Annotated in this window: 19 protein-coding genes and 1 pseudogene; 14 read left to right on the forward strand and 6 right to left on the reverse strand. The window is 74.1% G+C overall.

All coding sequences use genetic code 11. The features are described from left to right. Positions 1-3: 3 nt before the first annotated feature. The 5 genes from ABZ478_RS24975 (at position 4) to ABZ478_RS24995 (ending at position 5,218) form a co-directional block, all read left to right on the forward strand. Positions 4-567: an NADPH-dependent FMN reductase gene (locus ABZ478_RS24975; RefSeq protein WP_359552875.1), complete on the forward strand. Its 564-nt coding sequence runs from the start codon at positions 4-6 to the stop codon at positions 565-567. Positions 568-746: 179 nt separating this feature from the next. Beyond that, a complete protein-coding gene (locus ABZ478_RS24980) occupies positions 747-1,733 on the forward strand; it encodes an alpha/beta hydrolase (protein ID WP_359552876.1) in 987 nt (328 codons plus the stop codon). A 142-nt stretch (positions 1,734-1,875) separates the two neighbouring features. After that, positions 1,876-3,297: an amidase gene (locus ABZ478_RS24985; protein ID WP_359552877.1), complete on the forward strand. Its 1,422-nt coding sequence runs from the start codon at positions 1,876-1,878 to the stop codon at positions 3,295-3,297. Between the two features lie 81 nt (positions 3,298-3,378). Continuing rightward, positions 3,379-3,597: a hypothetical protein gene (locus ABZ478_RS24990; RefSeq protein WP_359552878.1), complete on the forward strand. Its 219-nt coding sequence runs from the start codon at positions 3,379-3,381 to the stop codon at positions 3,595-3,597. A 118-nt stretch (positions 3,598-3,715) separates the two neighbouring features. Beyond that, positions 3,716-5,218 (forward strand): SPFH domain-containing protein, encoded by a 1,503-nt coding sequence (locus tag ABZ478_RS24995; protein ID WP_359552879.1) that lies wholly within the window; start codon positions 3,716-3,718, stop codon positions 5,216-5,218. Positions 5,219-5,308: 90 nt separating this feature from the next. Here the strand turns inward: ABZ478_RS24995 and ABZ478_RS25000 are convergent, their stop codons facing one another. Beyond that, a complete protein-coding gene (locus ABZ478_RS25000; protein WP_359552880.1) occupies positions 5,309-5,737 on the reverse strand; it encodes a hypothetical protein in 429 nt (142 codons plus the stop codon). Then, positions 5,734-6,429, reverse strand: coding sequence for a helix-turn-helix domain-containing protein (locus tag ABZ478_RS25005; RefSeq protein ID WP_359552881.1), 696 nt, complete (start codon positions 6,427-6,429; stop codon positions 5,734-5,736). The genes ABZ478_RS25000 and ABZ478_RS25005 overlap by 4 nt, the downstream gene beginning before the upstream one ends. A 97-nt stretch (positions 6,430-6,526) precedes the next feature. Between ABZ478_RS25005 and ABZ478_RS25010 the strand changes: the two genes are divergently transcribed. After that, complete coding sequence (locus tag ABZ478_RS25010; RefSeq protein WP_359552882.1) at positions 6,527-6,946, forward strand: cupin domain-containing protein; 420 nt, start codon at positions 6,527-6,529, stop codon at positions 6,944-6,946. A 152-nt stretch (positions 6,947-7,098) separates the two neighbouring features. Continuing rightward, entirely contained in the window at positions 7,099-7,545 is a 447-nt protein-coding gene (locus tag ABZ478_RS25015) for a type II toxin-antitoxin system PemK/MazF family toxin (protein WP_359552883.1), read from the forward strand. 6 nt (positions 7,546-7,551) lie between these two features. Here ABZ478_RS25015 and ABZ478_RS25020 read toward each other — a convergent pair. Continuing rightward, a pseudogene (locus ABZ478_RS25020) lies at positions 7,552-8,378 on the reverse strand (TIGR02452 family protein). Positions 8,379-8,653: 275 nt separating this feature from the next. Between ABZ478_RS25020 and egtA the strand changes: the two are divergent. Genes egtA through egtD form a run of 4 tightly spaced genes read left to right on the forward strand, consistent with a single transcriptional unit; the run spans position 8,654 to position 13,039 of the window. Next, the gene (gene egtA, locus ABZ478_RS25025) at positions 8,654-9,970 is read left to right on the forward strand and encodes an ergothioneine biosynthesis glutamate--cysteine ligase EgtA (RefSeq protein WP_359552884.1); all 1,317 of its coding nucleotides are present in this window, start codon (positions 8,654-8,656) and stop codon (positions 9,968-9,970) included. Then, positions 9,967-11,304 (forward strand): ergothioneine biosynthesis protein EgtB, encoded by a 1,338-nt coding sequence (gene egtB, locus ABZ478_RS25030; RefSeq protein ID WP_359552885.1) that lies wholly within the window; start codon positions 9,967-9,969, stop codon positions 11,302-11,304. Before egtA ends, egtB begins: the two co-directional genes overlap by 4 nt. After that, complete coding sequence (gene egtC / locus ABZ478_RS25035; RefSeq protein WP_359552886.1) at positions 11,304-12,080, forward strand: ergothioneine biosynthesis protein EgtC; 777 nt, start codon at positions 11,304-11,306, stop codon at positions 12,078-12,080. Before egtB ends, egtC begins: the two co-directional genes overlap by 1 nt. Beyond that, positions 12,077-13,039: an L-histidine N(alpha)-methyltransferase gene (gene egtD, locus ABZ478_RS25040; RefSeq protein WP_359552887.1), complete on the forward strand. Its 963-nt coding sequence runs from the start codon at positions 12,077-12,079 to the stop codon at positions 13,037-13,039. The genes egtC and egtD overlap by 4 nt, the downstream gene beginning before the upstream one ends. A gap of 1 nt (position 13,040) precedes the next feature. Here the strand turns inward: egtD and ABZ478_RS25045 are convergent, their stop codons facing one another. Beyond that, positions 13,041-14,294, reverse strand: coding sequence for an extracellular solute-binding protein (locus ABZ478_RS25045; protein WP_359552888.1), 1,254 nt, complete (start codon positions 14,292-14,294; stop codon positions 13,041-13,043). Between the two features lie 262 nt (positions 14,295-14,556). Here ABZ478_RS25045 and ABZ478_RS25050 point away from each other — a divergent pair, with 262 nt between their 5' ends. Further along, positions 14,557-14,775, forward strand: coding sequence for a dodecin (locus tag ABZ478_RS25050; protein WP_359552889.1), 219 nt, complete (start codon positions 14,557-14,559; stop codon positions 14,773-14,775). Between the two features lie 34 nt (positions 14,776-14,809). Here the strand turns inward: ABZ478_RS25050 and ABZ478_RS25055 are convergent, their stop codons facing one another. Beyond that, complete coding sequence (locus ABZ478_RS25055; protein WP_359552890.1) at positions 14,810-15,301, reverse strand: hypothetical protein; 492 nt, start codon at positions 15,299-15,301, stop codon at positions 14,810-14,812. A gap of 60 nt (positions 15,302-15,361) precedes the next feature. On the opposite strand from ABZ478_RS25055, the gene ABZ478_RS25060 reads away from it, so the two are divergent. Continuing rightward, positions 15,362-15,757, forward strand: a complete 396-nt coding sequence (locus tag ABZ478_RS25060) for a (2Fe-2S) ferredoxin domain-containing protein (protein WP_359552891.1) — start codon at positions 15,362-15,364, stop codon at positions 15,755-15,757. A gap of 59 nt (positions 15,758-15,816) precedes the next feature. Further along, on the forward strand, positions 15,817-16,821 hold the full coding sequence (locus ABZ478_RS25065) for an MsnO8 family LLM class oxidoreductase (RefSeq protein ID WP_359552892.1): 1,005 nt from the start codon (positions 15,817-15,819) through the stop codon (positions 16,819-16,821). Positions 16,822-16,825: 4 nt separating this feature from the next. Here ABZ478_RS25065 and ABZ478_RS25070 read toward each other — a convergent pair whose 3' ends face one another. Then, positions 16,826-19,312 carry an ATP-dependent Clp protease ATP-binding subunit gene (locus ABZ478_RS25070; protein ID WP_359552893.1) on the reverse strand — a complete coding sequence of 829 codons (2,487 nt, stop codon included), beginning with the start codon at positions 19,310-19,312 and terminating at the stop codon, positions 16,826-16,828. Positions 19,313-19,421 lie beyond the last annotated feature (109 nt).

A 19,421-nucleotide genomic window follows, 5' to 3' on the forward strand; every position in this document is an offset into this window, starting at 1 on the left:
CCCATGTCTGTTCGCATCCTCGCGCTCGTCGGCAGCCTTCGCGCCGGTTCGCACAACCGCCAGCTCGCCGAGGCGGCCGTCAAGCTCGCCCCCGAGGGCGCCGAGGTCGTGCTCTTCGAGGGCCTGGCCGAGGTCCCCTTCTACAACGAGGACATCGACGTCGAGGGCAACGTCCCGGCGCCCGCCGCCGCGCTGCGTGAGGCCGCCGGTGCCGCCGACGCCTTCCTGCTCTTCTCCCCCGAGTACAACGGCACGATGCCGGCCGTCCTGAAGAACGCGATCGACTGGCTGTCCCGCCCGTTCGGCGCCGGCGCCTTCGGCGGCAAGCCCGTCGCCGTGATCGGCACCGCGTACGGCCAGTACGGCGGCGTGTGGGCGCAGGACGACACCCGCAAGGCCGTGGGCATCGCCGGCGGCAAGGTGATCGAGGACATCAAGCTGTCCATCCCCGGCTCCGTGACCCGCTTCGCCGAGACCCACCCGGTCGACGACGCCGAGGTCGCCGAGCAGCTCACCGAGGTCGTCGCCCGCCTGCACGGCAACGTGGGCGAGGTCGCGGCCGCCTGAGCCGTACGCACCCGCGAAGGGGCCGGAACCGCCGGGTTCCGGCCCCTTCGGCGTGGCCGGGCGGCCCGGCAGGGGCACCCGCCGTCCGGTGGACACCCAGGACTCGAAACAGGCGTACGGGTCATACGTGTCGCAGGGGCGCGCAGCAGGCGTCCCGCCGCGTCAGGTGAGGAGCAGTCATGCCGCCGGTCCAGTCCCCGTCCCCGCCGCCCCCGTTCGATCCGGAACTCGCCGCCGCGCTGGAGCCGGCCGGTGACACCGTCCCGCCCGGCCTCACACCGGACGAGATCCCCACCGCCCGGCGGGGCGCGAGCAAGGAACTGGCCGAGCTGTTCGACGTCACGATGGACGGCGCCTTCGAGGTGAAGGAGCTTGCGGTGCCGGGCCCCGGGGACGCGCCGGACGTCTCCCTCCTCGTCTGCCGCCCCGCCGCCGCCCCCGCGACCGCGCTGCCGGTGATCTACCACGTGCACGGCGGAGGCATGATCCTCGGCCACAACCGGGCCGGGGTGGAGGCCCCCCTGAGCTGGGCGCGGGAGCTGGGCGCAGTCGTCGTCTCGGTCGAGTACCGCCTCGCGCCCGAGAACCCGCACCCGGCCCCGGTGGAGGACGTGTACGCGGGTCTGCTCTGGACGGCCGGCCACGCCAAGGAGATCGGCGGCGACCCGGACCGGATCGTGATCGCCGGGGCCAGCGCGGGCGGCGGCCTGACCGCCGCGCTCGCCCTGCTGCTGCGCGACCGGCAGGGCCCGCCGGTCATCGGCCAGGTCCTGATGTACCCGATGCTCGACGACCGCAACGACTCGGTCTCCAGCCATCAGATGGCGGGCGTCGGCGTCTGGGACCGCACCGCCAACGACACCGCGTGGACGGCGCTGCTCGGCGACCGCCGGGGCGGCCCCGACGTGTCCCCATACGCCGCCCCCGCCCGCGCGACGGACCTGTCCGGCCTGCCCCCGGCCTTCCTCGACGTGGGCTCCGCGGAGACCTTCCGCGACGAGGTACTCGACTACGCCTCCCGCATCTGGGGCTGCGGCGGGGTTGCCGAACTCCACGTCTGGCCCGGCGGCTTCCACGGCTTCGACGGAGTCGCCCCGGAGGCGTCCCTGTCCCGGGCGGCGCGGGCGGCCCGGGTCGTGTGGCTGCGCAGGCTGCTGGCCGGATGAGCGCGTGCCCGCCGCACGCGGGCGCGTCCCGCCGGCTCGAACATGACCGGATGTCGCCGGTGCCAAAGCTGTACGACCGCCCCGGTGCCGAGGCTACCGTTCGGTAGACATCGTGCCCGGAGGCTCCCGGAGGTGCCCCGCAATGACGCCCGACCGTGCCGCAGGACTCGCGGAGTCCGCCCGCGCGCTCGCCGCCGGGGAGGTGACCTCGCGCGCGCTGGTGGAACTGGCCCTGGCCCGGATCGAGGCCACCCAGCCGACCCTGAACGCCTTCCGGGTGGTGCGCGCCGAGGCCGCGCTCGCCGAAGCGGACGCCGCCGACCGGGAGTTGGCCGCCGGCGTGCGCCGCCCGCTGCTCGGGGTGCCGGTGGCGGTCAAGGACGACATGGACGTGGCGGGCGAACCGACCGCCTTCGGCTGCCGCGGCGAGTTCCCGCCGGCCGCGGCGGACGGGGAGGCGGTACGCCGGCTGCGGGCGGCCGGCGCGGTGATCGTCGGCAAGACCAACACCTGCGAACTGGGGCAGTGGCCGTTCACCGAGGGACCTGCGTTCGGGGAGACCCGCAACCCGTGGCACACCGGACACACACCCGGCGGCTCGTCCGGCGGTTCGGCCGCCGCGGTCGCCGCCGGTCTGGTCCCGGCCGCGCTCGGCTCCGACGGCGCGGGATCGGTGCGGATCCCGGCCTCCTGGACCCATCTGATCGGGATCAAGCCACAGCGCGGGCGCATCTCGACCTGGCCGCGCGGCGAGGCCTTCCACGGCATCACGGTGAACGGCACGCTGGCCCGCACGGTCGCCGACGCGGCCCTGCTGCTGGACGCGGCCGGCGGGAACCACGCCCGGGACCCGCACCGGCCGCCGGCGATCACGGTGTCCGAGGCGGTCGGCCGCGACCCCGGCCGGCTGCGCGTCGCCCTGTCGCTGAAGCCCCCGTTCACCGCCGTACCAGCGCGCCTGCGCCCCGAGGTCCGCACCCGGGTCCTCGAACTCGCGGAACGACTGGCCGCGTTGGGTCACACCGTGGAGGAGGCCGATCCGCCCTACGGGCAGATCGGGCTGACCTTCGTACCGCGGGCCACCGCCGGTATCGCCGACTACGTACGCGAGGCTCCCGACCTGGCGCTGCTCGATCCGCGCACCCGGGGCGCGGCCCGGCTGGGCCGGCTGCTCGGCGGCGCCCCGCTGCGGGCCGCCCGGCGCGCGGAGGCCGTCCTGCACCGGCGGATCGGCGCCTTCTTCGACTCGTACGACGTGCTGCTGACCCCGACGACCGCCGCTCCCCCGCCCGCGATCGGTGCCCTGTCCGGGCTCGGCGGCCTGGCCACGGACCGCGCCATGATCGCCGCCTGTCCGTACGCCTGGCCCTGGAACGTCCTCGGCTGGCCCGGGGTCAACGTGCCCGCCGGGTTCGTCGGTGGGGGTCTGCCCGTGGGCGCGCAGTTGCTCGGGCCCGCCGCCGCCGAGCCGCTGCTGGTCTCCGTGGCCGCCCAGCTGGAGTCGGAACTGCGCTGGCACGAGCTGTGGCCGCCGGTGGCGGAGCCGGACGCCCGGGTGGTCTGACGGCGCCGCGCGCGGGCGGTCCGGGCGTACGGGCCCGAACCGCCCGGGAGCGGAGGGGCGTTCCGCCCGTACCCTGTGGCCATGGAGGATGCGTCGATGATCGGGCTCATGGGACGGGTGACGGGGACGATCGGGCCGGGTCTGGTCGGCGAGGTGATCGTCCGGGTACGCGGCGGCGCCGAGCACTTCCTCGCGTACGCCGCCGACGGCACGGCCCGTCTGGAGCGGGGAACGGTGGTGATGGTGGTGGAGCACCTGCCGCCGAGGACGGTGTACGTCACGGCCGCGTACGACAGTTGAGCGTACGGCGCCCCAGGTGAGGGGCGTATGCGTCAAGATTGCGACAAGGATGCGCCGATGGCTTCTCGGCGCGTCGCGGCAGGCGCACACTCCCTTCGTTCGGTGCCGAAAGGGCACCATGCAAAGGGGGCGAGTGCCGGTGGTCGTCGGCGTCGTCGCGGGGGCGGTCGTCGTTGCCGTTCTCGTGCTGATCGGGTTGTTCAAGATGATGTGGCGGGTCGCCGAGCCGAACGAGGCACTCATCATCTCCGGGTCCAAGCACCGTACCGAGGGACTCGAGGAGGGCATGGGGTTCCGCATCGTCACCGGGCGGGGCACGCTGGTGCTGCCCGGTGTGCAGGCGGTGCGCAAGCTCTCCCTGGATCTGAACGAGACCGAGCTGCAGGTGGACTGCGTGACCCACCAGGGCATCCCGCTGAAGGTGCGGGGCGTGGTCATCTTCAAGGTGGGCGACGACTTCGTGTCGATCGCGAACGCGGCCCGCCGGTTCCTGGACCAGCAGAGGCTGATGTCGGAGCGGGTGCACAACGTCTTCGCCGGTCATCTGCGGTCCATCGTGGGCGGGTTGACGGTCGAGGACATGATCCGCGACCGGGAGAAGCTGACCGGCCAGACCCGGGCGGCGTGCGGTACGGAGATGGAGAAGCTCGGCCTGATCGTCGACTCGCTGCAGATCCACGAGATCGAGGACCCGACCGGCTACATCCAGAACCTGGCCATGCCGCACGCGGCGGCCGTGCAGCGGGACGCGCGCATCGCGCAGGCCGAGGCGAACCGGCTTGCCACGGAGGCGGAGCAGCAGTCGTTCGCCCGGATGGCGGAGGCCACCCGGGACAGCGAGATCCTGCAGGCCGGCTACCAGGCCGAGCGGGACAAGGCGGGGGCGAAGGCCCAGCAGGCCGGTCCGCTCGCCGCGGCCGCCGCCCGGCAGGAGGTCGTCGTCCAGGAGACCCGGGTCGCCGAGCTGGAGGCGCACCGGCGTGAGCAGCAGCTCCAGGCGGACGTCCGCAAGCCGGCCGACGCCCGGGCCTACGAGAAGCGGACCCTGGCCGAGGCCGAGCGCGACGCGCGGATCTCGGCGGCCCAGGCCAAGGCGAAGGAGACGGAACTCGCGGCGGCCGCGGAAGCCACTCGGGTCAAGGCGGCCGCGGGCGCCGAGGCCGAGGCGACCAAGACCCGGGGCGCGGCCTCGGCCTCGGCGACCCGGGCCACCGGTGAGGCGGAGGCCGCCGCCGCTCAGGCCAGGGGTCTCGCGGAGGCGGAGGCGACCAAGGCGAAGGGTCTCGCCGAGGCGGAGGCCATCAAGGCTCGGGCCGCCGCCCTGGCGGAGAACCAGGAGGCCGTCGTCGCTCAGCAGCTCGCCGAGAACTGGCCGGAGATCGTCCAGGCGGGCGCGTCCGCGTTCGGCAACGTGGACAACATGGTGCTGCTCAACGGCGCCGACGGCATGGCCGAGTTGTTCGCCAAGGCGCTCACCATGGGTGGCACCGGCCTCGGCCTCGCCCGTCAGCTGCTCGGGGCGATGAACCCCAACGGGCCGGGCGCGCAGGGCACTTCGCCGTCGCTCAACGAGGCGGTGCCGCCCGCGCCGCAGAAGGTGCCGGTGGAGCAGGAGGCTTAGCGGTCCCGCCGGAGACGGCCCGGCGGCCGGGGTCCCTCACCGGGGGCCCCGGCCGCCGCGTCACCCACTGTCACCCCCTGTCATCCCCTGTCATCCCCTGAGCAGCGCGATGCCCAGCGCGAACAGGGCCACGACCTTCGCGAGTTCCAGCGCCACGTACCAGAGGTGGCCGCGGGAGCGGGGCAGGTCCTCGCCCGCCAGCACCCGGTCGGACCTGCGGTTGAGACGCGGCCGGACGACGACGAGCTGGGCGGCCAGGAGTACGGCGACGGCCGCGGCCGGCCCCACGGTCCCGGCCGTGGGGCCGCCCAGAGCGACGGCGGCGATCACGACGACGGCGAGGGCGGTCTCGACGGCGTTCAGGGCCCGGAAGACGAGCCGGCCGATGCCCAGGCCGATGGGTATGGTCACGCCCGGCGCGCGGAACTTCAGCGGCGCCTCCAGGAAGGAGATCGCCAGCACCATTCCGAGCCAGACGAACACCACCGCACTCGCGGTGGCGGCCGACGCGGTGTTCATCGGGGGGTTGCCTCTTTCTGCTCTGCGGCGGCCGCCACGCCCAGGTGGGCGAGGCAGGAGTCGGGCTCGGCGAAGGGTTCCAGGCCGGTGGCGGTCAGCGGCGCGCCGAGCCCCGCCAACGCGCCCTGCATCAGGCCGAGATGGAGCGGGCACACCAACCGGCCGTACTCCTCGGCGAGTTCCAGGAAGGGGCAGTGCCGCAACCGGATCCGGGCCGGTGGCCCGTCCGGTCCGGGCGCGCCCTCCGGCCGCGGGGCGAAGCCCATGTCGTCCAGCAGGCCGACGAGCCGGGCCGCCGAGCGCTCGGCGGTCGGCGGCTCGAAGGGCGGCAGCGGGTCCACCAGGAACCGGCCCAAGGCCCGGCCGGTCTCCACCGCCTCCGTGCGCGCGTCGGCGGGGTCGCCGGACGCCCAGCGGCTGAGCAGCATGCGCGCCAGCAGCGGATAGCCGCGGGCACCGCCGCGGTCCATGCCGGGCCGCGCGCTGTAGGAGGTACGGGGCCGGCCGGGCCCCGAGGGCGCCTCGGTGCCGCTCTCGACCAGTCCCTCGGCGACCAGCGCGTCCAGGTGGAACCGCACGGTGTTGGGGTGGACGCCCATCCGCTCGGCCACCGCCGCCACCCCGAGCGGTGCCGGCGCGGTCCGCAGCACCTCCAGCACCTCCCGGCGGCGCGGGCTCTGTCGTGCGGTCACCGTCTATCACCCACTTCCACCTGCGGGTATTTTTCACGAAACCTACTTGGAGTAATTGTAGGGTGGGCCGCGGAAGCCGAAACAGCGAGGGGTGCGCATGACGCCGTCGTCCGAGACCGGGGCCGAGGCCGGCTGGAGGGCGGGGCCGGATCCGCGCGTCCTGTGCGACGCTCGCGCCCTGGCCTCCGACCCACCGGTCCCGTCGGGGGTGCTGTGGAAGCTGGCCGAGGGCGGACGCCAGCTCGACGCCAACGTCGTCCGGCTCGCCCCGGGCGGGCGCGTCGACACGCACACCGAGCCGAACCTGGACGTGCTGGTCCTGGTCGTCTCCGGGGACGGCGTGGTCGGCAAGGGCGCCCGGGACGAACCCGAGCAGCTCGCCGAGGGAACGCTGCTGTGGCTGCCGCACGGCTCCACGCGCAGCATCACCGCCGGCGCCTCGGGCCTCGCCTACCTGACCGTGCACCGCCGCCGGCCCGGCATGCAGATCAAGTCGCGTGGCGGCGCGTCCGCCTGACAGGCCGGGCGCGGGCGACCGTGCCCGCGACCGCGGCCCGGGCCGGGAACCACCCAGCCGCGCAATCCCGTTCGCCATGGCCCGTGCGGCCGCCCGCCCGGCGCGGCCCCCGCGCTCCCGACGTGCTCACGACAGGCCCTAGGGTGCTCTCCGTGAGCACGCCTACCGATGAGAACGTCCCGGGCCGCTTCGGCCCCCACGCCACCGCCGAGGCCGACCCGCGCGGGGCCGGCCGGGTGCGTACCGAGTACTCCCCCGCCCACGACGGCGACCCCGACCCGGGCGAGATCGTGTGGACCTGGGTGCCGTTCGAGGAGAACGACGGCCGCGGCAAGGACCGGCCGGTGCTGGTGGTCGCCCGCGAGCCGGCGGGTACCTTCCTCGCGGTCCAGTTGTCCAGCAAGCGGCACGACGGCGACCGCGAGTGGGTGGCGATCGGCAGCGGCCCCTGGGACCGGTCGGGCCGTGACTCGTGGGTGGACGTGGACCGGGTGCTGCGGCTGCACGAGGACGGCATGCGCCGGGAGGCGTGCGCGCTGGACCGGATGCGCTTCAACCTCGTCCGGCAGCGGCTGCACGAGCGGTACGGCTGGACCTGACGGTCCCTACGGCCCCTGACCGGCGACCGGGCCGGACGGCCCCTGGCCGGTGAGCGAGCGCGCGCCTTCCGGGAACCTTCGCGCGAAGGCCTCCCGGACGGCCGCCCCCGGGGTGCGGTCCAGGATGCCGAACACCACGTGCTCGAACGTCCGCGCGAACCGCCCACCGGGTCCGAGCAACACCCGGAAGGCCTCGGCGACCTGTGCCGGGTCGTTCTGGAACACGCCGCAGCCCCAGGCACCCAGCAACAGCCGCCGGTAGCCCTCGGCGGCGGCGGTCTCCAGGACCCGCTCGGCCCGCCGGGCGAGGGCGGCCGGGAGTTCACCGGCCCGCTCGGGGGCCGTACGCCGCACGACACCCGCGTTCGGAGCCGCCGCCGTGAGGAACCCGGCGAGGTACGGCCGCGCGAGAGTCGTGCCCCGGTCGTCGCGGAACACCGGGACGGCCGGGGAGTGAATCACCCGATCGGTGTAGAACGGATCGCGGTGGGGTACAGCGCCGAGGCCCGGCACAGGGCCTCCTCCTGGGCCTGGGCGCCGTTGAGGTGACCGCCGCCCGGATTGCGGGCCGAGGCGAAGTTGAGGACGGCGACCGGCGCGTCGGCCAGCCGGCGGGCGGCCTCCGTGCTGCTCTCGCCCGTGACCTCGAAGACGGGCTCCGCGTCGGCGGCCGCGGCCACCGGCACCGGCCCGGGTCCGTACAACCGGGTGCCCGCCCGGGCGGCCTCGACGGCGGCCGCCAGCCTCACCTCACGGCCGTCGGGCGCGCGGTACGCACCCGCCGCCACGATCCGTTCGGTCTCCGCGGCCAGACCGCGCAGGCGCGCGCTCACGGCGCCACCCCCGTGGGCGCCGCGACCGCGGCCCGCGCGGTCTCCCCCGTCGTGCTCATGCACGCATCCTGGGTGATGCTGGGATGCGGTGCAACGGAGTTTCCCGGGGCACGGAACGGCCGGGGAACGCGGAAGGAGACGGAGGTTACCGATCCGGAACGTCCCCATGGGCACCCTTGTGCGAATCGGCTCGAGGGTCTTGGGTGGACGGGTGCCTGTCCGGGCCCAGCGTGGGCCGGACCGGTGGCATGGTGGAATCTCAGGAGGATCCCGACATGTCCGACTCGAAGAGCGATTGCGGTGACTGTACGGAGCACCGCGACGCCGTCACCGAAGCCGAGGTGGAGGCCCTGGTCAGGGGCATCTGCTTCAAGACAGGGCCGCCCCGCACCGTCGGGGTCGAAGTGGAATGGCTCGTCCAAGAGCTGCGGCAGCCGCAGCTCCCGGTCACACCCGAACGACTCGAAGCGGCCTACGCCACCCTGCGGACCGTGCCGCTGCGCTCGCCCCTCACGATCGAGCCCGGCGGCCAGCTGGAGCTGAGTTCGCCGCCCGCCGCCTCCCTGATGGAGTGCGTGGACACCGTCTCCGCCGATCTGAAGACCGTGCGTGCCGTCCTCGCGAAGGACGGACTCGGGCTCCTCGGCGTCGGCCACGACCCCTGGCGCACACCCCGCCGGTTCCTGCGCGAACCGCGCTACGACGCCATGGAGGCCTGTCTGGACCGCACCGGCGCGGCCGGCCGGCACATGATGTGCGCCTCGGCCTCCGTCCAGGTGTGCGTGGACGCCGGGCACGACGACCCGGGCGTCATGGGCCTCGGACAGCGCTGGTGGCTGGCCCACCAGCTCGGCGCGGTCCTGGTGGCCGCGTTCGCCAACTCCCCGCTGGTCGGACGGCGGCCCACCGGCTGGCGGTCCACCCGGCAGCTGCACTGGACGGAGATCGGCGCGGGCCGCGCGGGCGCTCCCCCGCCGGACGGGGAACCGAGGGGCGCCTGGGCCCGGCACGTGCTGGACTCCCCGGTGATGTGCGTACGCCGCGACAGCGGCCCGTGGGAGGTCCCCGAGGGCCTCACCTTCCGCGAGTGGACCCGTGCGCGGAACCCCAGGCCGCCCACCCGGGCGGATCTCGACTACCACCTGACCACCCTGTTCCCGCCGGTCCGGCCGCGCGGCCACCTGGAGCTGCGCATGATCGACGCGCAGCCGGGGGACGACGGCTGGATCGTGCCGCTCGCGGTGACCGCGGCGCTGTTCGACGACCCCGAGGCCGCCGAGTCCGCGCACCAGGCGGTCAAACCGCTGGCCGAGCGGGCCATGAACCTGCCGGCCCCGCACAATCCGCTGTGGCTCGACGCGGCGCGGGACGGGCTCACCGATCCCGAGCTGCGCGAGGCCGCCGTCGCCTGTTTCTCGGCGGCGCTCCTGGCCCTGCCCCGGCTCGGCGCCGCGCCGGCGGTCGTCGACGCCGTCGCCGCGTACCTGGACCGCCATGTCGCGCGGGGCCGCTGCCCGGCCGACGACCTGCTGGAGAGTCTGCGCGGCACCGACCGCCGCGCGGCCCACGGGAGGAAGGACATCCGCACATGACCGCCCCCGAGACCGAGGCCACGGCCACCGAGGCGGACACCGAGGCGCTGCGCGAGCGCGCGGTCGCCTCGCTCACCGCCGCCCGCGCCCGCACCGAACTGCTGACGGACTGCGTCGAGGACCCGGACCTCACCACCCAGCACTCGCCGCTGATGTCGCCCCTGGTGTGGGACCTCGCCCACATCGGCAACCAGGAGGAGCTGTGGCTGCTGCGGGCGGTCGGCGGCCGGGAGGCGCTGCGGCCCGAGATCGACGGCCTGTACGACGCCTTCGAGCACTCGCGCGCCGAACGCCCCTCGCTGCCGCTGCTGCCGCCCGCCGAGGCCCGCGGATACGCGTCCGACGTGCGCGGGCGGGCCCTCGACCTGCTGGAGGCCGCGGACTTCCACGGCAGCCGGCTGACCGATGCCGGCTTCGCCTTCGGCATGATCGCGCAGCACGAACAGCAGCACGACGAAACGATGCTGATCACCCATCAGCTACGCGCGGGCCCCGCGGTCCTGACCGCACCCGATCCCGGACCGGCCCCGCTGTTCACCGGTCCGGCCGAAGTCCTGGTCCCCGGCGGCCCGTTCACCATGGGAACCTCCGCCGAGCCCTGGGCGCTGGACAACGAACGCCCGGCGCACCCGGTGGACGTGGCGCCCTTCTGGATCGACACGACCCCGGTCACGAACGCGGCGTACCAGGCGTTCATCGAGGACGGCGGCTACGGCACCGAGCGCTGGTGGACCCCGGAGGGCTGGGCGCACATCAGGCGGCACGGCCTCACCGCCCCGCTGTTCTGGCGGCGGGACGGCGGCCAGTGGCTGCGGCGGCGCTTCGGCGTCAGCGAGGCGGTGCCGGCCGACGAGCCGGTGCTGCACGTGTGCTGGTACGAGGCGGACGCCTACGCCCGCTGGGCCGGGCGCCGGCTGCCGACCGAGGCGGAGTGGGAGAAGGCCGCCCGCTTCGACCCGGCCACCGGCCGCTCCCGGCGCTACCCGTGGGGCGACGCGGACCCGACCCCCGAGCACGCCAACCTGGGCCAGCGCCACCTGCGGCCCGCCCCCGCCGGCAGCTACCCGGACGGCGAATCCCCGCTTGGTGTGCGGCAGTTGATCGGTGACGTCTGGGAGTGGACGTCGAGCGACTTCCTGCCCTACCCGGGTTTCACGGCGTTCCCGTACAAGGAGTACTCGGAGGTGTTCTTCGGCGCCGAGTACAAGGTGCTGCGCGGCGGTTCGTTCGCCGTGGACAAGGTCGCCTGCCGGGGCACGTTCCGCAACTGGGACTACCCGATCCGGCGGCAGATCTTCTCCGGGTTCCGCACCGCCCGCTCGGAGGCCGTCTGATGTGCCGTCACCTGGCCTACCTGGGGCCGGAACAGCCGCTCGGACGACTCCTGGTGGAGCCCCCGCACAGCCTGTACCGGCAGTCGTGGGAGCCCCGCCGGCAGCGGTACGGCACGGTCAACGCCGACGGCTTCGGGGTGGGCTGGTACGCCCCGGACGATCCCGCCCCGGCCCGCTACCGGCGGGCCGGGCCGATCTGGGCGGACCTGTCCTTCGCCGACCTGGCCCGGGTGGTGCGCGCCGGCGCGGTGCTCGCCGCCGTGCGCGACGCCACCCTCGCGGGCGCGGACGCCGAGGCGGCGGCCGCGCCCTTCGCCGCCGGACGCTGGCTGTTCAGCCACAACGGCGCGATCGCCGGCTGGCCCGACTCGGCCGCGCACCTGGTGTCCGGGCTGCCCCCCGTCGAACTGCTTTCGCTCCAGGCGCGTACCGACTCGGCGTTCGTCTGGGCGCTGGTCCTGCACCGGCTGCGCTCCGGCGACGACCCCGCGGAGGCCCTCGGTGACACCGTCCGCCGGTTCGCCGCGGCGGCACCCGCGTCCCGCCTCAATCTGCTGCTCACCGACGGCGAGACCATCGCCGCCACCGCCTGGGGAGACAGCCTCTGGTACCGCACGGAGCCCGGCCTGGGCACGGTCGTCGCGTCGGAGCCGTACGACGACGACCCGCTCTGGCAGGAGGTTCCCGACCGCACCGTGCTCACCGCGAGCCGCGCCGGCGTGCTCCTCGCCCCACTCGAGGATCCGGCGTCATCCCTGAAGGAGCCCTGCCGTTGAGTCCCCTGCACGTCACCCGCACACTCCCCGAGGACGCGACCGACGCCGCGCTGCGCGCCGACGTCCGGCACGGCCTCACCGTCACCCCCAAGACGCTGCCGCCGAAGTGGTTCTACGACGCCCTGGGCAGCGAGCTGTTCGAGCGGATCACCGATCTGCCCGAGTACTACCCCACCCGTGCGGAACGCGAGATCCTCGTCGCCCGCAGCGGTGAGATCGCCGCCGCGAGCCGCGCCCGCACCCTGGTCGAACTGGGCTCCGGCTCATCGGAGAAGACCCGCTACCTCATCGACGCGCTCACCTCGCTGGAGGCGTACGTCCCGGTCGACGTCAGCGAGAGCGCCCTCGCCCAGGCCGGGCAGGCGCTCATCGCGGAGCGGCCCGGACTCGACGTGCACGCGCTGATCGCCGACTTCACCGCCCCGCTGGAACTGCCCAGGACACCCGGCCCCCGGCTCGTGGCCTTCCTCGGAGGCACGATCGGCAACCTGCTGCCCGCCGAGAGGGCGAAGTTCCTCGCGCTCGTCCGCTCCATGCTCGCCCCGGGCGACGGGCTGCTGCTCGGCACGGACCTGGTCAAGGACGAGCGGGTGCTGGTCCGGGCGTACGACGACGCGGCCGGGGTGACGGCCGCGTTCAACAAGAACGTCCTGACGGTCGTCAACCGTGAACTGGGCGCCGACTTCGAGCCGGACGCCTTCGAGCACGTGGCCGTGTGGGACCGGGAACAGGAGTGGATCGAGATGCGGCTGCGCTCGCGGACCGCGCAGACCGTCAAGGTGCCCGCGCTGGACCTGGCCGTGGACTTCGCGGCGGGTGAGGAGATGCGCACCGAGGTGTCGGCGAAGTTCCGCCGGGAGGGCATCGCCGCGGAGCTCGCGGCCACCGGTCTCGAGCTGACCCACTGGTGGACGGATGCCGAGGACCGGTTCGCGCTGTCGCTGAGCGTGGTGCGATAGGTCAGCCCAGGTTGTCGGCCAGAGCCTCGGTGATCCCGCGGTCGGCCCGGCGGGCCTCGCTCGCCGGGTCGGCCCCGCCGAGCACCCGGGTCATGTACCCCTTGATCGGGTTGTCGGCCTCGACCGCGGCCCACTGAGGGGTGTTGGGGGTCGCCCTGCCGTGCGCGGCGCCCGCCGCCATGGCGGCGACCCCTTCCTCGCCGGCCACCGCGTCCGCCAGGGTGGTCTTGTTGGGCACGTAGTTCATGGTGCGGGCGAGTTCGGTGTCCCACTTGGCGCCGGTGAGCGCTCCGACGACGGCGGTGGCGGCGAACTGGTCGCCGGTGTTGCGCGGTACGACGAGGTCGGAGCCGCCGGTGAAGACGACACCGGGCCGGGCGGCGGTCCTGCCGGGCACCGGGAAGAAGCCGAGCTTGCCCTTCAGTCCGGGGTTCTCCCGCACGATCGACTGGGCGAGCCCCGGCACCGCGATGATCTGGGCGACCTTGCCGCCCGCGAACACTCCGGCCTGGGGCGGGTGTTCCTCGTCGGAGTCCACGGGCCCCTCGCCGAGCGCCTGGAGCCGGCGGTAGAAGTCCATGCCGCGCAGCGCGGCGGGGGTGTTCAGGGTGCCCCGCCATTCGTAGTCCTTCTTCTCGGCGAGTTCACCGCCCTCGTCCCAGATGAAGCCGGAGAGGGTGTACCAGTCCTGCCCGGCCAGGTAGATGCCCTGGTTTCCGCCCGAGTCGAGCTTCCGGGTGTCGGCGAGCCACTCGTCGCGGGTCTTCGGCGGGGAGGTGATGCCGGCCCGCTCGAAGAGGTCCTTGCGGTAGACGACCACCCGGTTGGCCGCATACCAGGGCACGCCGTACTGGTTGTTGCCGTCCTTGCCGGGTTCGGCGAGGCCGGGCAGCCAGTGCTCCTTGCCCCAGTCGCGCATCGACTCCAGGGTCAGGTCGGTCAGCCGGCCGTCCTCGACGTAGAGCGGGACCTGGGTGTTGCCCACCTCGATGACGTCGGGACCGTCCTCCGCGTCACCCCTCAGCGCCTTGCGGACCTTCTCCACGATGCCGGTCCACTCCTGGATGCGGATGTCGAGCCGCAGGTCGTCGTGGGTGCGTTGGAAGTCCTCGGTGAAGCGCCGCAGGAAGTCCTCGGAGGCGCTGTCCTTCATCAGCCACACGGTGACCGTCTGCCGGTCGTGCCCGGGCAGGACGCCGCAGGCGCTGACGAGGGAGCCGGTGACGCAGAGGAGGGCGAGCAGACGACGTCTCACGAGGGGTCCTGTTCTGTCTGGCCTGCGCGGTTGCGGACAGGGGGAGGGGCCCGACGTGGGGGGACGAACGCACGCGTTCGCACGGGTGTGCTGGATTTTGGTATGGACCAATGCGTAGGTCAAGCGCTACGGGGCGTACGGAGGCGACGCCTCGCGCGCCGGGCGGGGATACGGCACGGTGGAGTACGGCGTGACACACCGGTCGCGCCGGACGTGAGGCACGCCGCCGCGCGGCTCCTCACGGCGGAGAGGAGCTCCCCGTATGTCGAACCACACCTACCGGGTCACCGAGATCGTCGGCACCTCCCACGAGGGCCTCGACCAGGCCATCCGCAACGCCATCGCGCGCGCCGACCAGACCCTGCGCAACCTCGACTGGTTCGAGGTGACCCAGGTCCGCGGCCAGATCGAGAACGGCCAGGTCGAGCACTACCAGGTGGGCCTGAAGGTGGGTTTCCGCATCGAGGACGGCGCCGAGTAGCGACCAGGACCTTCCGAGACCCCCTCGCGGTCCCTCAGGTACGTCCCTCGCGCTCCTGGGCGTCCTCCAGCGCCGCGGACCGGTCGGCCCAGCGGGCCCGCACGACGGTGAACCCGGCGCGCTCGGCGTCGTCGCACACCAGCTCGTCGTCGTCGACGAGGACCCGGACCCGCCGGTCCCCGGCGAGCCGGCGCAGGATCTCCAGCTTGGTGAACCGGGCGGGCCTGCGGTCGGAGTTGCTCCGCATGTGCACGCGGCCCTCGGGCAGTCCGTGGGCCGCGAGCCAGTCCAGGGTGTCGCGCCGGCACCGCTCGGGCCGCCCGGTGAGGTAGACGATCTCGCACTCGCGAGCCGTCTCCAGCGCGAGCGTCACCCCCTCGGCGAGCGGCGGGTCCGCGGCCGCGGCGGCGAAGAAGGCGTCCCAGTCGCGCGGGCGGCCCTCCAGGAAGTGCTGGCGGTGGGCGGTGTCGGCCAGGGTGTTGTCGAGGTCGAACACGGCGACCGGGCGCGCGCTGCTGTCTGTCACCCGGTCACCTTAGCCACCCCGGCGTCAACTGCCCCGGACCGAGGGCCGCATGCTTCTCCCATGCCTTCCTCGCCCCGCCTCTTCGCCCGCCCCTGCACCGTCGTCGTCTGCCGGGGCTGCTGCTGCGGCGATCCGGCCAAGCAGCCCGGCACCGATCCGGTCGGTCAGCTCGACCGGTTGCGGGCCGCGGCCGCCGAGGGCGGCTTCGAGGTGCGCACGAGCGACTGCCTCGGGCCGTGCGACCAGGCGAACGTCATGGTCGTGCGGCCGTCGGCGGAGGGCCGGCGGGGCGGTGGCGCGCCGGTGTGGATCGGCTTCGCCCTGGACGACGACTGCACGTCCGAGGTGGCCGAGTGGGCGCGGGCGGGCGGCCCCGGTGCGGCCGAGCCGCCGCTCGCACTGGAGTTGCAGATGATCCGCGCCCCCCGGGGCGCGCGGACCCGGACGGGACGGTGAGACCCGCACGGTGAGAGCCGGGCCGGGAATCCTGGCGCCCCGGCGGTGTTGAACCCTGCGTGAGTGCAGTGATCGCCCGGACCAGGTTCTCCGTCCTCGACCGCTCCCGCATCCGCGTGGGGCGTCCGCCCGCCGAGGCGCTGCGGGACACCGTCGCGCTGGCACGGGAGGCGGAGGCGCTCGGCTACCACCGTTTCTGGGTGTCGGAGCACCATGGCGTGCCCGGCGTCGCGGGCTCCGCGCCGACCGTGCTGGCCGCCGCGGTGGCCGCCGCGACGCGCACCGTCCGGGTCGGCACCGGCGGGGTGATGCTGCCCAACCACCAGCCGCTCGTCGTGGCGGAGCAGTTCGGTGTGCTGGAGGCGCTGTTCCCGGGCCGGATCGACATGGGGCTCGGCCGTTCCGTCGGGTTCACGGACGGGGTCCGCCGGGCGCTCGGCCGGGACAAGGACGCCGCCGGGGACTTCGCGGCCCAGCTCGGTGAGCTGCTCGGCTGGTTCGCGGGAACCTCCCCCACCGGGGTGCGCGCCCGCCCGGCCGAGGGGCTGCGGGTCCCGCCGTTCGTACTGGCCATGGGCGAGGGCGCGCGGATCGCGGCCCGCGCCGGGCTGCCGGTGGTCATCGGGGACCTGCGGCGCCGCGAGCGGATGATGCGCGGCATCGACGAGTACCGCTCGCTGTTCCGCCCCTCGCCCTGGGCGTCCGAGCCCCACGTCGTGATCTCCGGGACCGTCGCGGTCGCCGGGACCGCCGAGGAGGCGCGGCGGCTGCTGGTCCCGGAGGCCTGGGCCACGGCGTACTCGCGGACCCACGGCACCTTCCCGCCACTGGCCCCGGCCGGGGAGACCGAAGCGCGCGCGATGACCGCGAAGGAACGGGACCTCTACGAGTCGGCGCTCGCCGGTCACCTGGCCGGCACCGCCGACCAGGTCGCCGACGAGCTGGAGACGGTGCTGAAGGAGACGGGCGCCGCCGAGGTCCTCGTCACCACCAGCACGTACGACCGCGCCGCGCTGCTGGACTCCTACCGGCGGCTCGCCGCCCTGTTCGCGCCCGGCCGCTGAGGGCTCAGTCCCCCGCCGGGGCCGGCTGTTCCGCGCGGATCGCCACCGAGCCGTCGGCCGCGTCCACCACCGCCCGGTCGCCCGCGGTCAGACCGCCGGAGAGCAGCAGGTCGGCGAGGCGGTCGTCCACCTCGCGCTGGATGGTGCGGCGCAGCGGGCGGGCGCCGAAGTCCGGCTGGTACCCGAGGTTCGCCAGCAGCTCCGCGGCCGCGTCGGTGACCTCCATGGTGACGTCCTGGGCGTGCAGCCGGCGCCGGGTGTGCTCCAGCAGCAGGTCCACGACCTGGTGCAGCTCGGTGCGTTCCAGGCCGCGGAAGACGATGATCTCGTCGATGCGGTTGAGGAACTCGGGCCGGAAGTGCTGCTGGAGCACCGGCATGACCGCCTCGCGCACCTTGGCGTAGTCCTCGGTGCCGGCGGCCAGGATGCGGTCGGCGCCGATGTTCGACGTCATGACGACCACGGTGTTCTTGAAGTCAACGGTGCGGCCCCGGGAGTCGGTGAGCCGGCCGTCGTCCAGGAGCTGGAGCAGGGTGTTGAAGACGTCGGGGTGCGCCTTCTCCACCTCGTCCAGCAGCAGCACGGCGTACGGCTGCCTGCGCACGGCCTCGGTGAGCTGGCCGGCCTCCTCGTGGCCGACGTACCCGGGCGGGGCGCCGACCAGCCGGGAGACGGTGTGCCGCTCCTGGAACTCGCTCATGTCGAGGCGGATCATGCGGCCCTCGTCGCCGAACAGGGCGGCGGCGAGGGCGCGGGCCAGCTCGGTCTTGCCGACGCCGGTCGGGCCGAGGAAGAGGAAGCTGCCGACGGGCCGGTCCGGGTCGCTCATGCCGGCCCGGGCCCGCCGTACGGCGCGGGCGACGGCGGTGATCGCCTCGTCCTGGCCGACGACCCGCTGGTGCAGGTGCTCCTCCAGCCTCATCAGCCGCTCCCGCTCCTCCTCGGTGAGCTGGGCGACCGGGATGCCGGTGGTGCGCGAGACGACCTGGGCGATGTCCTCCGCGGTGACCTTCGGGGCCTGCTCCTCCGCCTTGTTCGCGTCGGCCAGCTCGGCCTCGGTCTCCTTGATCCGGTCGCGCAGGTCCCGGGCCCGCTCGTACTCCTCGTCGGCGACCGCCTGGTCCTTCTCCCGGTTCAGGGCCGCGAGCCGGTCCTCGGCCGCCCGGGTGTCCGCGAGCGGGGTCCTGGCCCGCAGCCGCACCCGGGCGGCGGCCTGGTCCATCAGGTCGATGGCCTTGTCGGGCAGGAAGCGGGAGGGGATGTAGCGGTCGGACAGCTCGGCCGCGGCGACGACCGCCTCGTCGGTGATGCGCACCTGGTGGTGGGCCTCGTAGCGGTCGCGCAGTCCGCGCAGGATCTCGATGGTGTCGTCCACGCTCGGCTCGCCGACCAGGATGGGCGCGAACCGGCGTTCCAGTGCCGCGTCCTTCTCGATGTGCCTGCGGTACTCGTCCACGGTGGTCGCGCCGATCAGGTGCAACTCCCCGCGCGCCAAGGCCGGTTTCAGCATGTTGCCGGCGTCCAGGGCGCCCTCGCCCCCGCCGCCGGCTCCGACGACGGTGTGCAACTCGTCCAGGAACAGCACCAGTTCGTCGCTGTGCCGGCCGACCTCGTCGAGGAGCTTCTTCAGCCGTTCCTCGAACTCGCCCCGGTACCTGGTGCCGGCCACCATGCCGGCCAGGTCCAGCGAGACCAGCCGCTTGCCGGCGAGGGTCTTCGGCACGTCACCGGCGACGATGCGCTGCGCGATGCCCTCGACCACCGCGGTCTTGCCGACGCCGGGGTCGCCGATCAGGACCGGGTTGTTCTTGCTTCGTCGGGAGAGCACCTCGATGGTCTGCTCGACCTCCTCGTCCCGGCCGATCACCGGGTCGAGGCGGCCGTCGCGGGCGTCCTCGGTGAGGTCCCGGCCGTACTCGTCGACGGTGGGCGTGCTGCTCGGCTCCTTGCGCTCGGCCGCGCTCTCGGCGGGCACCCGGGCCGGCTCCCAGCCGCCCTCGCCGAGGGCCTGCCCGGCCGCCGACTCCGGATTGGCGGCGAGGGCGCGCAGCAGGTGCTCGGGGCCGATGTAGGAGGCTCCCTCGGCGCGGGAGACGCGGTAGGCGTCGAGCAGGGCGCGCTTGGCGGCCGGGGTCAGGGTGGCGGGCTCGCTCTTCGCGCTCGCGGCGGGGGCGGCGAGCCGTTCGCGGATGCGGTCGGGGTCGGCGCCCGCGGCGGTGAGCAGCCGGCGGGTGGAGTCGTGCTCGGTGGCGGCGGCCAGCAGGTGGCGGGCGTCGAGTTCGTCGCTGCCCTCGGCGGCGGCGATGTCCCTGGCTCCGGCCACCAGGTCCCGTGCCCGTTCGGACAGCAGGCTGCCGATGTCCACGCGCTGGGGCCGGCGGGCGGACGCCGCCGGGCCGCCGGGCCCGCCGGTCCCGCCGAAGAAGCGGGACATCAGCTCGTCGAACTCCTCGAACGGACTGCGTCCGAAACCGAAACCGGGGGTGCTCATGGGCGGCCCTTTCCGCGACGGGCAGAGATATGCCTCAAAATCACATATATGCTGCAGGTATGCACGGTAAGGGGTGAAGACGCCCCGAGATGCGTTACCGGGCCGCGCC

The sequence above is a fragment of the Streptomyces sp. NPDC005706 genome (genome assembly GCF_040631045.1).
GTDB lineage: Bacteria > Actinomycetota > Actinomycetes > Streptomycetales > Streptomycetaceae > Streptomyces.

What these genes read in the sequence shown, in the direction of transcription:
- ABZ478_RS25010 (WP_359552882.1), top strand. Translation starts at nt 6,527, where the DNA reads ATGACGCCGTCGTCCGAGACCGGGGCCGAGGCCGGCTGGAGGGCGGGG.
- ABZ478_RS24980 (WP_359552876.1), top strand. Translation starts at nt 747, where the DNA reads ATGCCGCCGGTCCAGTCCCCGTCCCCGCCGCCCCCGTTCGATCCGGAA.
- egtB (WP_359552885.1), top strand. Translation starts at nt 9,967, where the DNA reads ATGACCGCCCCCGAGACCGAGGCCACGGCCACCGAGGCGGACACCGAG.
- ABZ478_RS25070 (WP_359552893.1), bottom strand. Translation starts at nt 19,312, where the DNA reads ATGAGCACCCCCGGTTTCGGTTTCGGACGCAGTCCGTTCGAGGAGTTC.
- ABZ478_RS25050 (WP_359552889.1), top strand. Translation starts at nt 14,557, where the DNA reads ATGTCGAACCACACCTACCGGGTCACCGAGATCGTCGGCACCTCCCAC.
- ABZ478_RS24995 (WP_359552879.1), top strand. Translation starts at nt 3,716, where the DNA reads ATGCAAAGGGGGCGAGTGCCGGTGGTCGTCGGCGTCGTCGCGGGGGCG.
- ABZ478_RS24990 (WP_359552878.1), top strand. Translation starts at nt 3,379, where the DNA reads ATGGAGGATGCGTCGATGATCGGGCTCATGGGACGGGTGACGGGGACG.
- egtC (WP_359552886.1), top strand. Translation starts at nt 11,304, where the DNA reads ATGTGCCGTCACCTGGCCTACCTGGGGCCGGAACAGCCGCTCGGACGA.
- ABZ478_RS25000 (WP_359552880.1), bottom strand. Translation starts at nt 5,737, where the DNA reads ATGAACACCGCGTCGGCCGCCACCGCGAGTGCGGTGGTGTTCGTCTGG.
- ABZ478_RS24985 (WP_359552877.1), top strand. Translation starts at nt 1,876, where the DNA reads ATGACGCCCGACCGTGCCGCAGGACTCGCGGAGTCCGCCCGCGCGCTC.
- ABZ478_RS24975 (WP_359552875.1), top strand. Translation starts at nt 4, where the DNA reads ATGTCTGTTCGCATCCTCGCGCTCGTCGGCAGCCTTCGCGCCGGTTCG.
- egtA (WP_359552884.1), top strand. Translation starts at nt 8,654, where the DNA reads ATGTCCGACTCGAAGAGCGATTGCGGTGACTGTACGGAGCACCGCGAC.
- ABZ478_RS25060 (WP_359552891.1), top strand. Translation starts at nt 15,362, where the DNA reads ATGCCTTCCTCGCCCCGCCTCTTCGCCCGCCCCTGCACCGTCGTCGTC.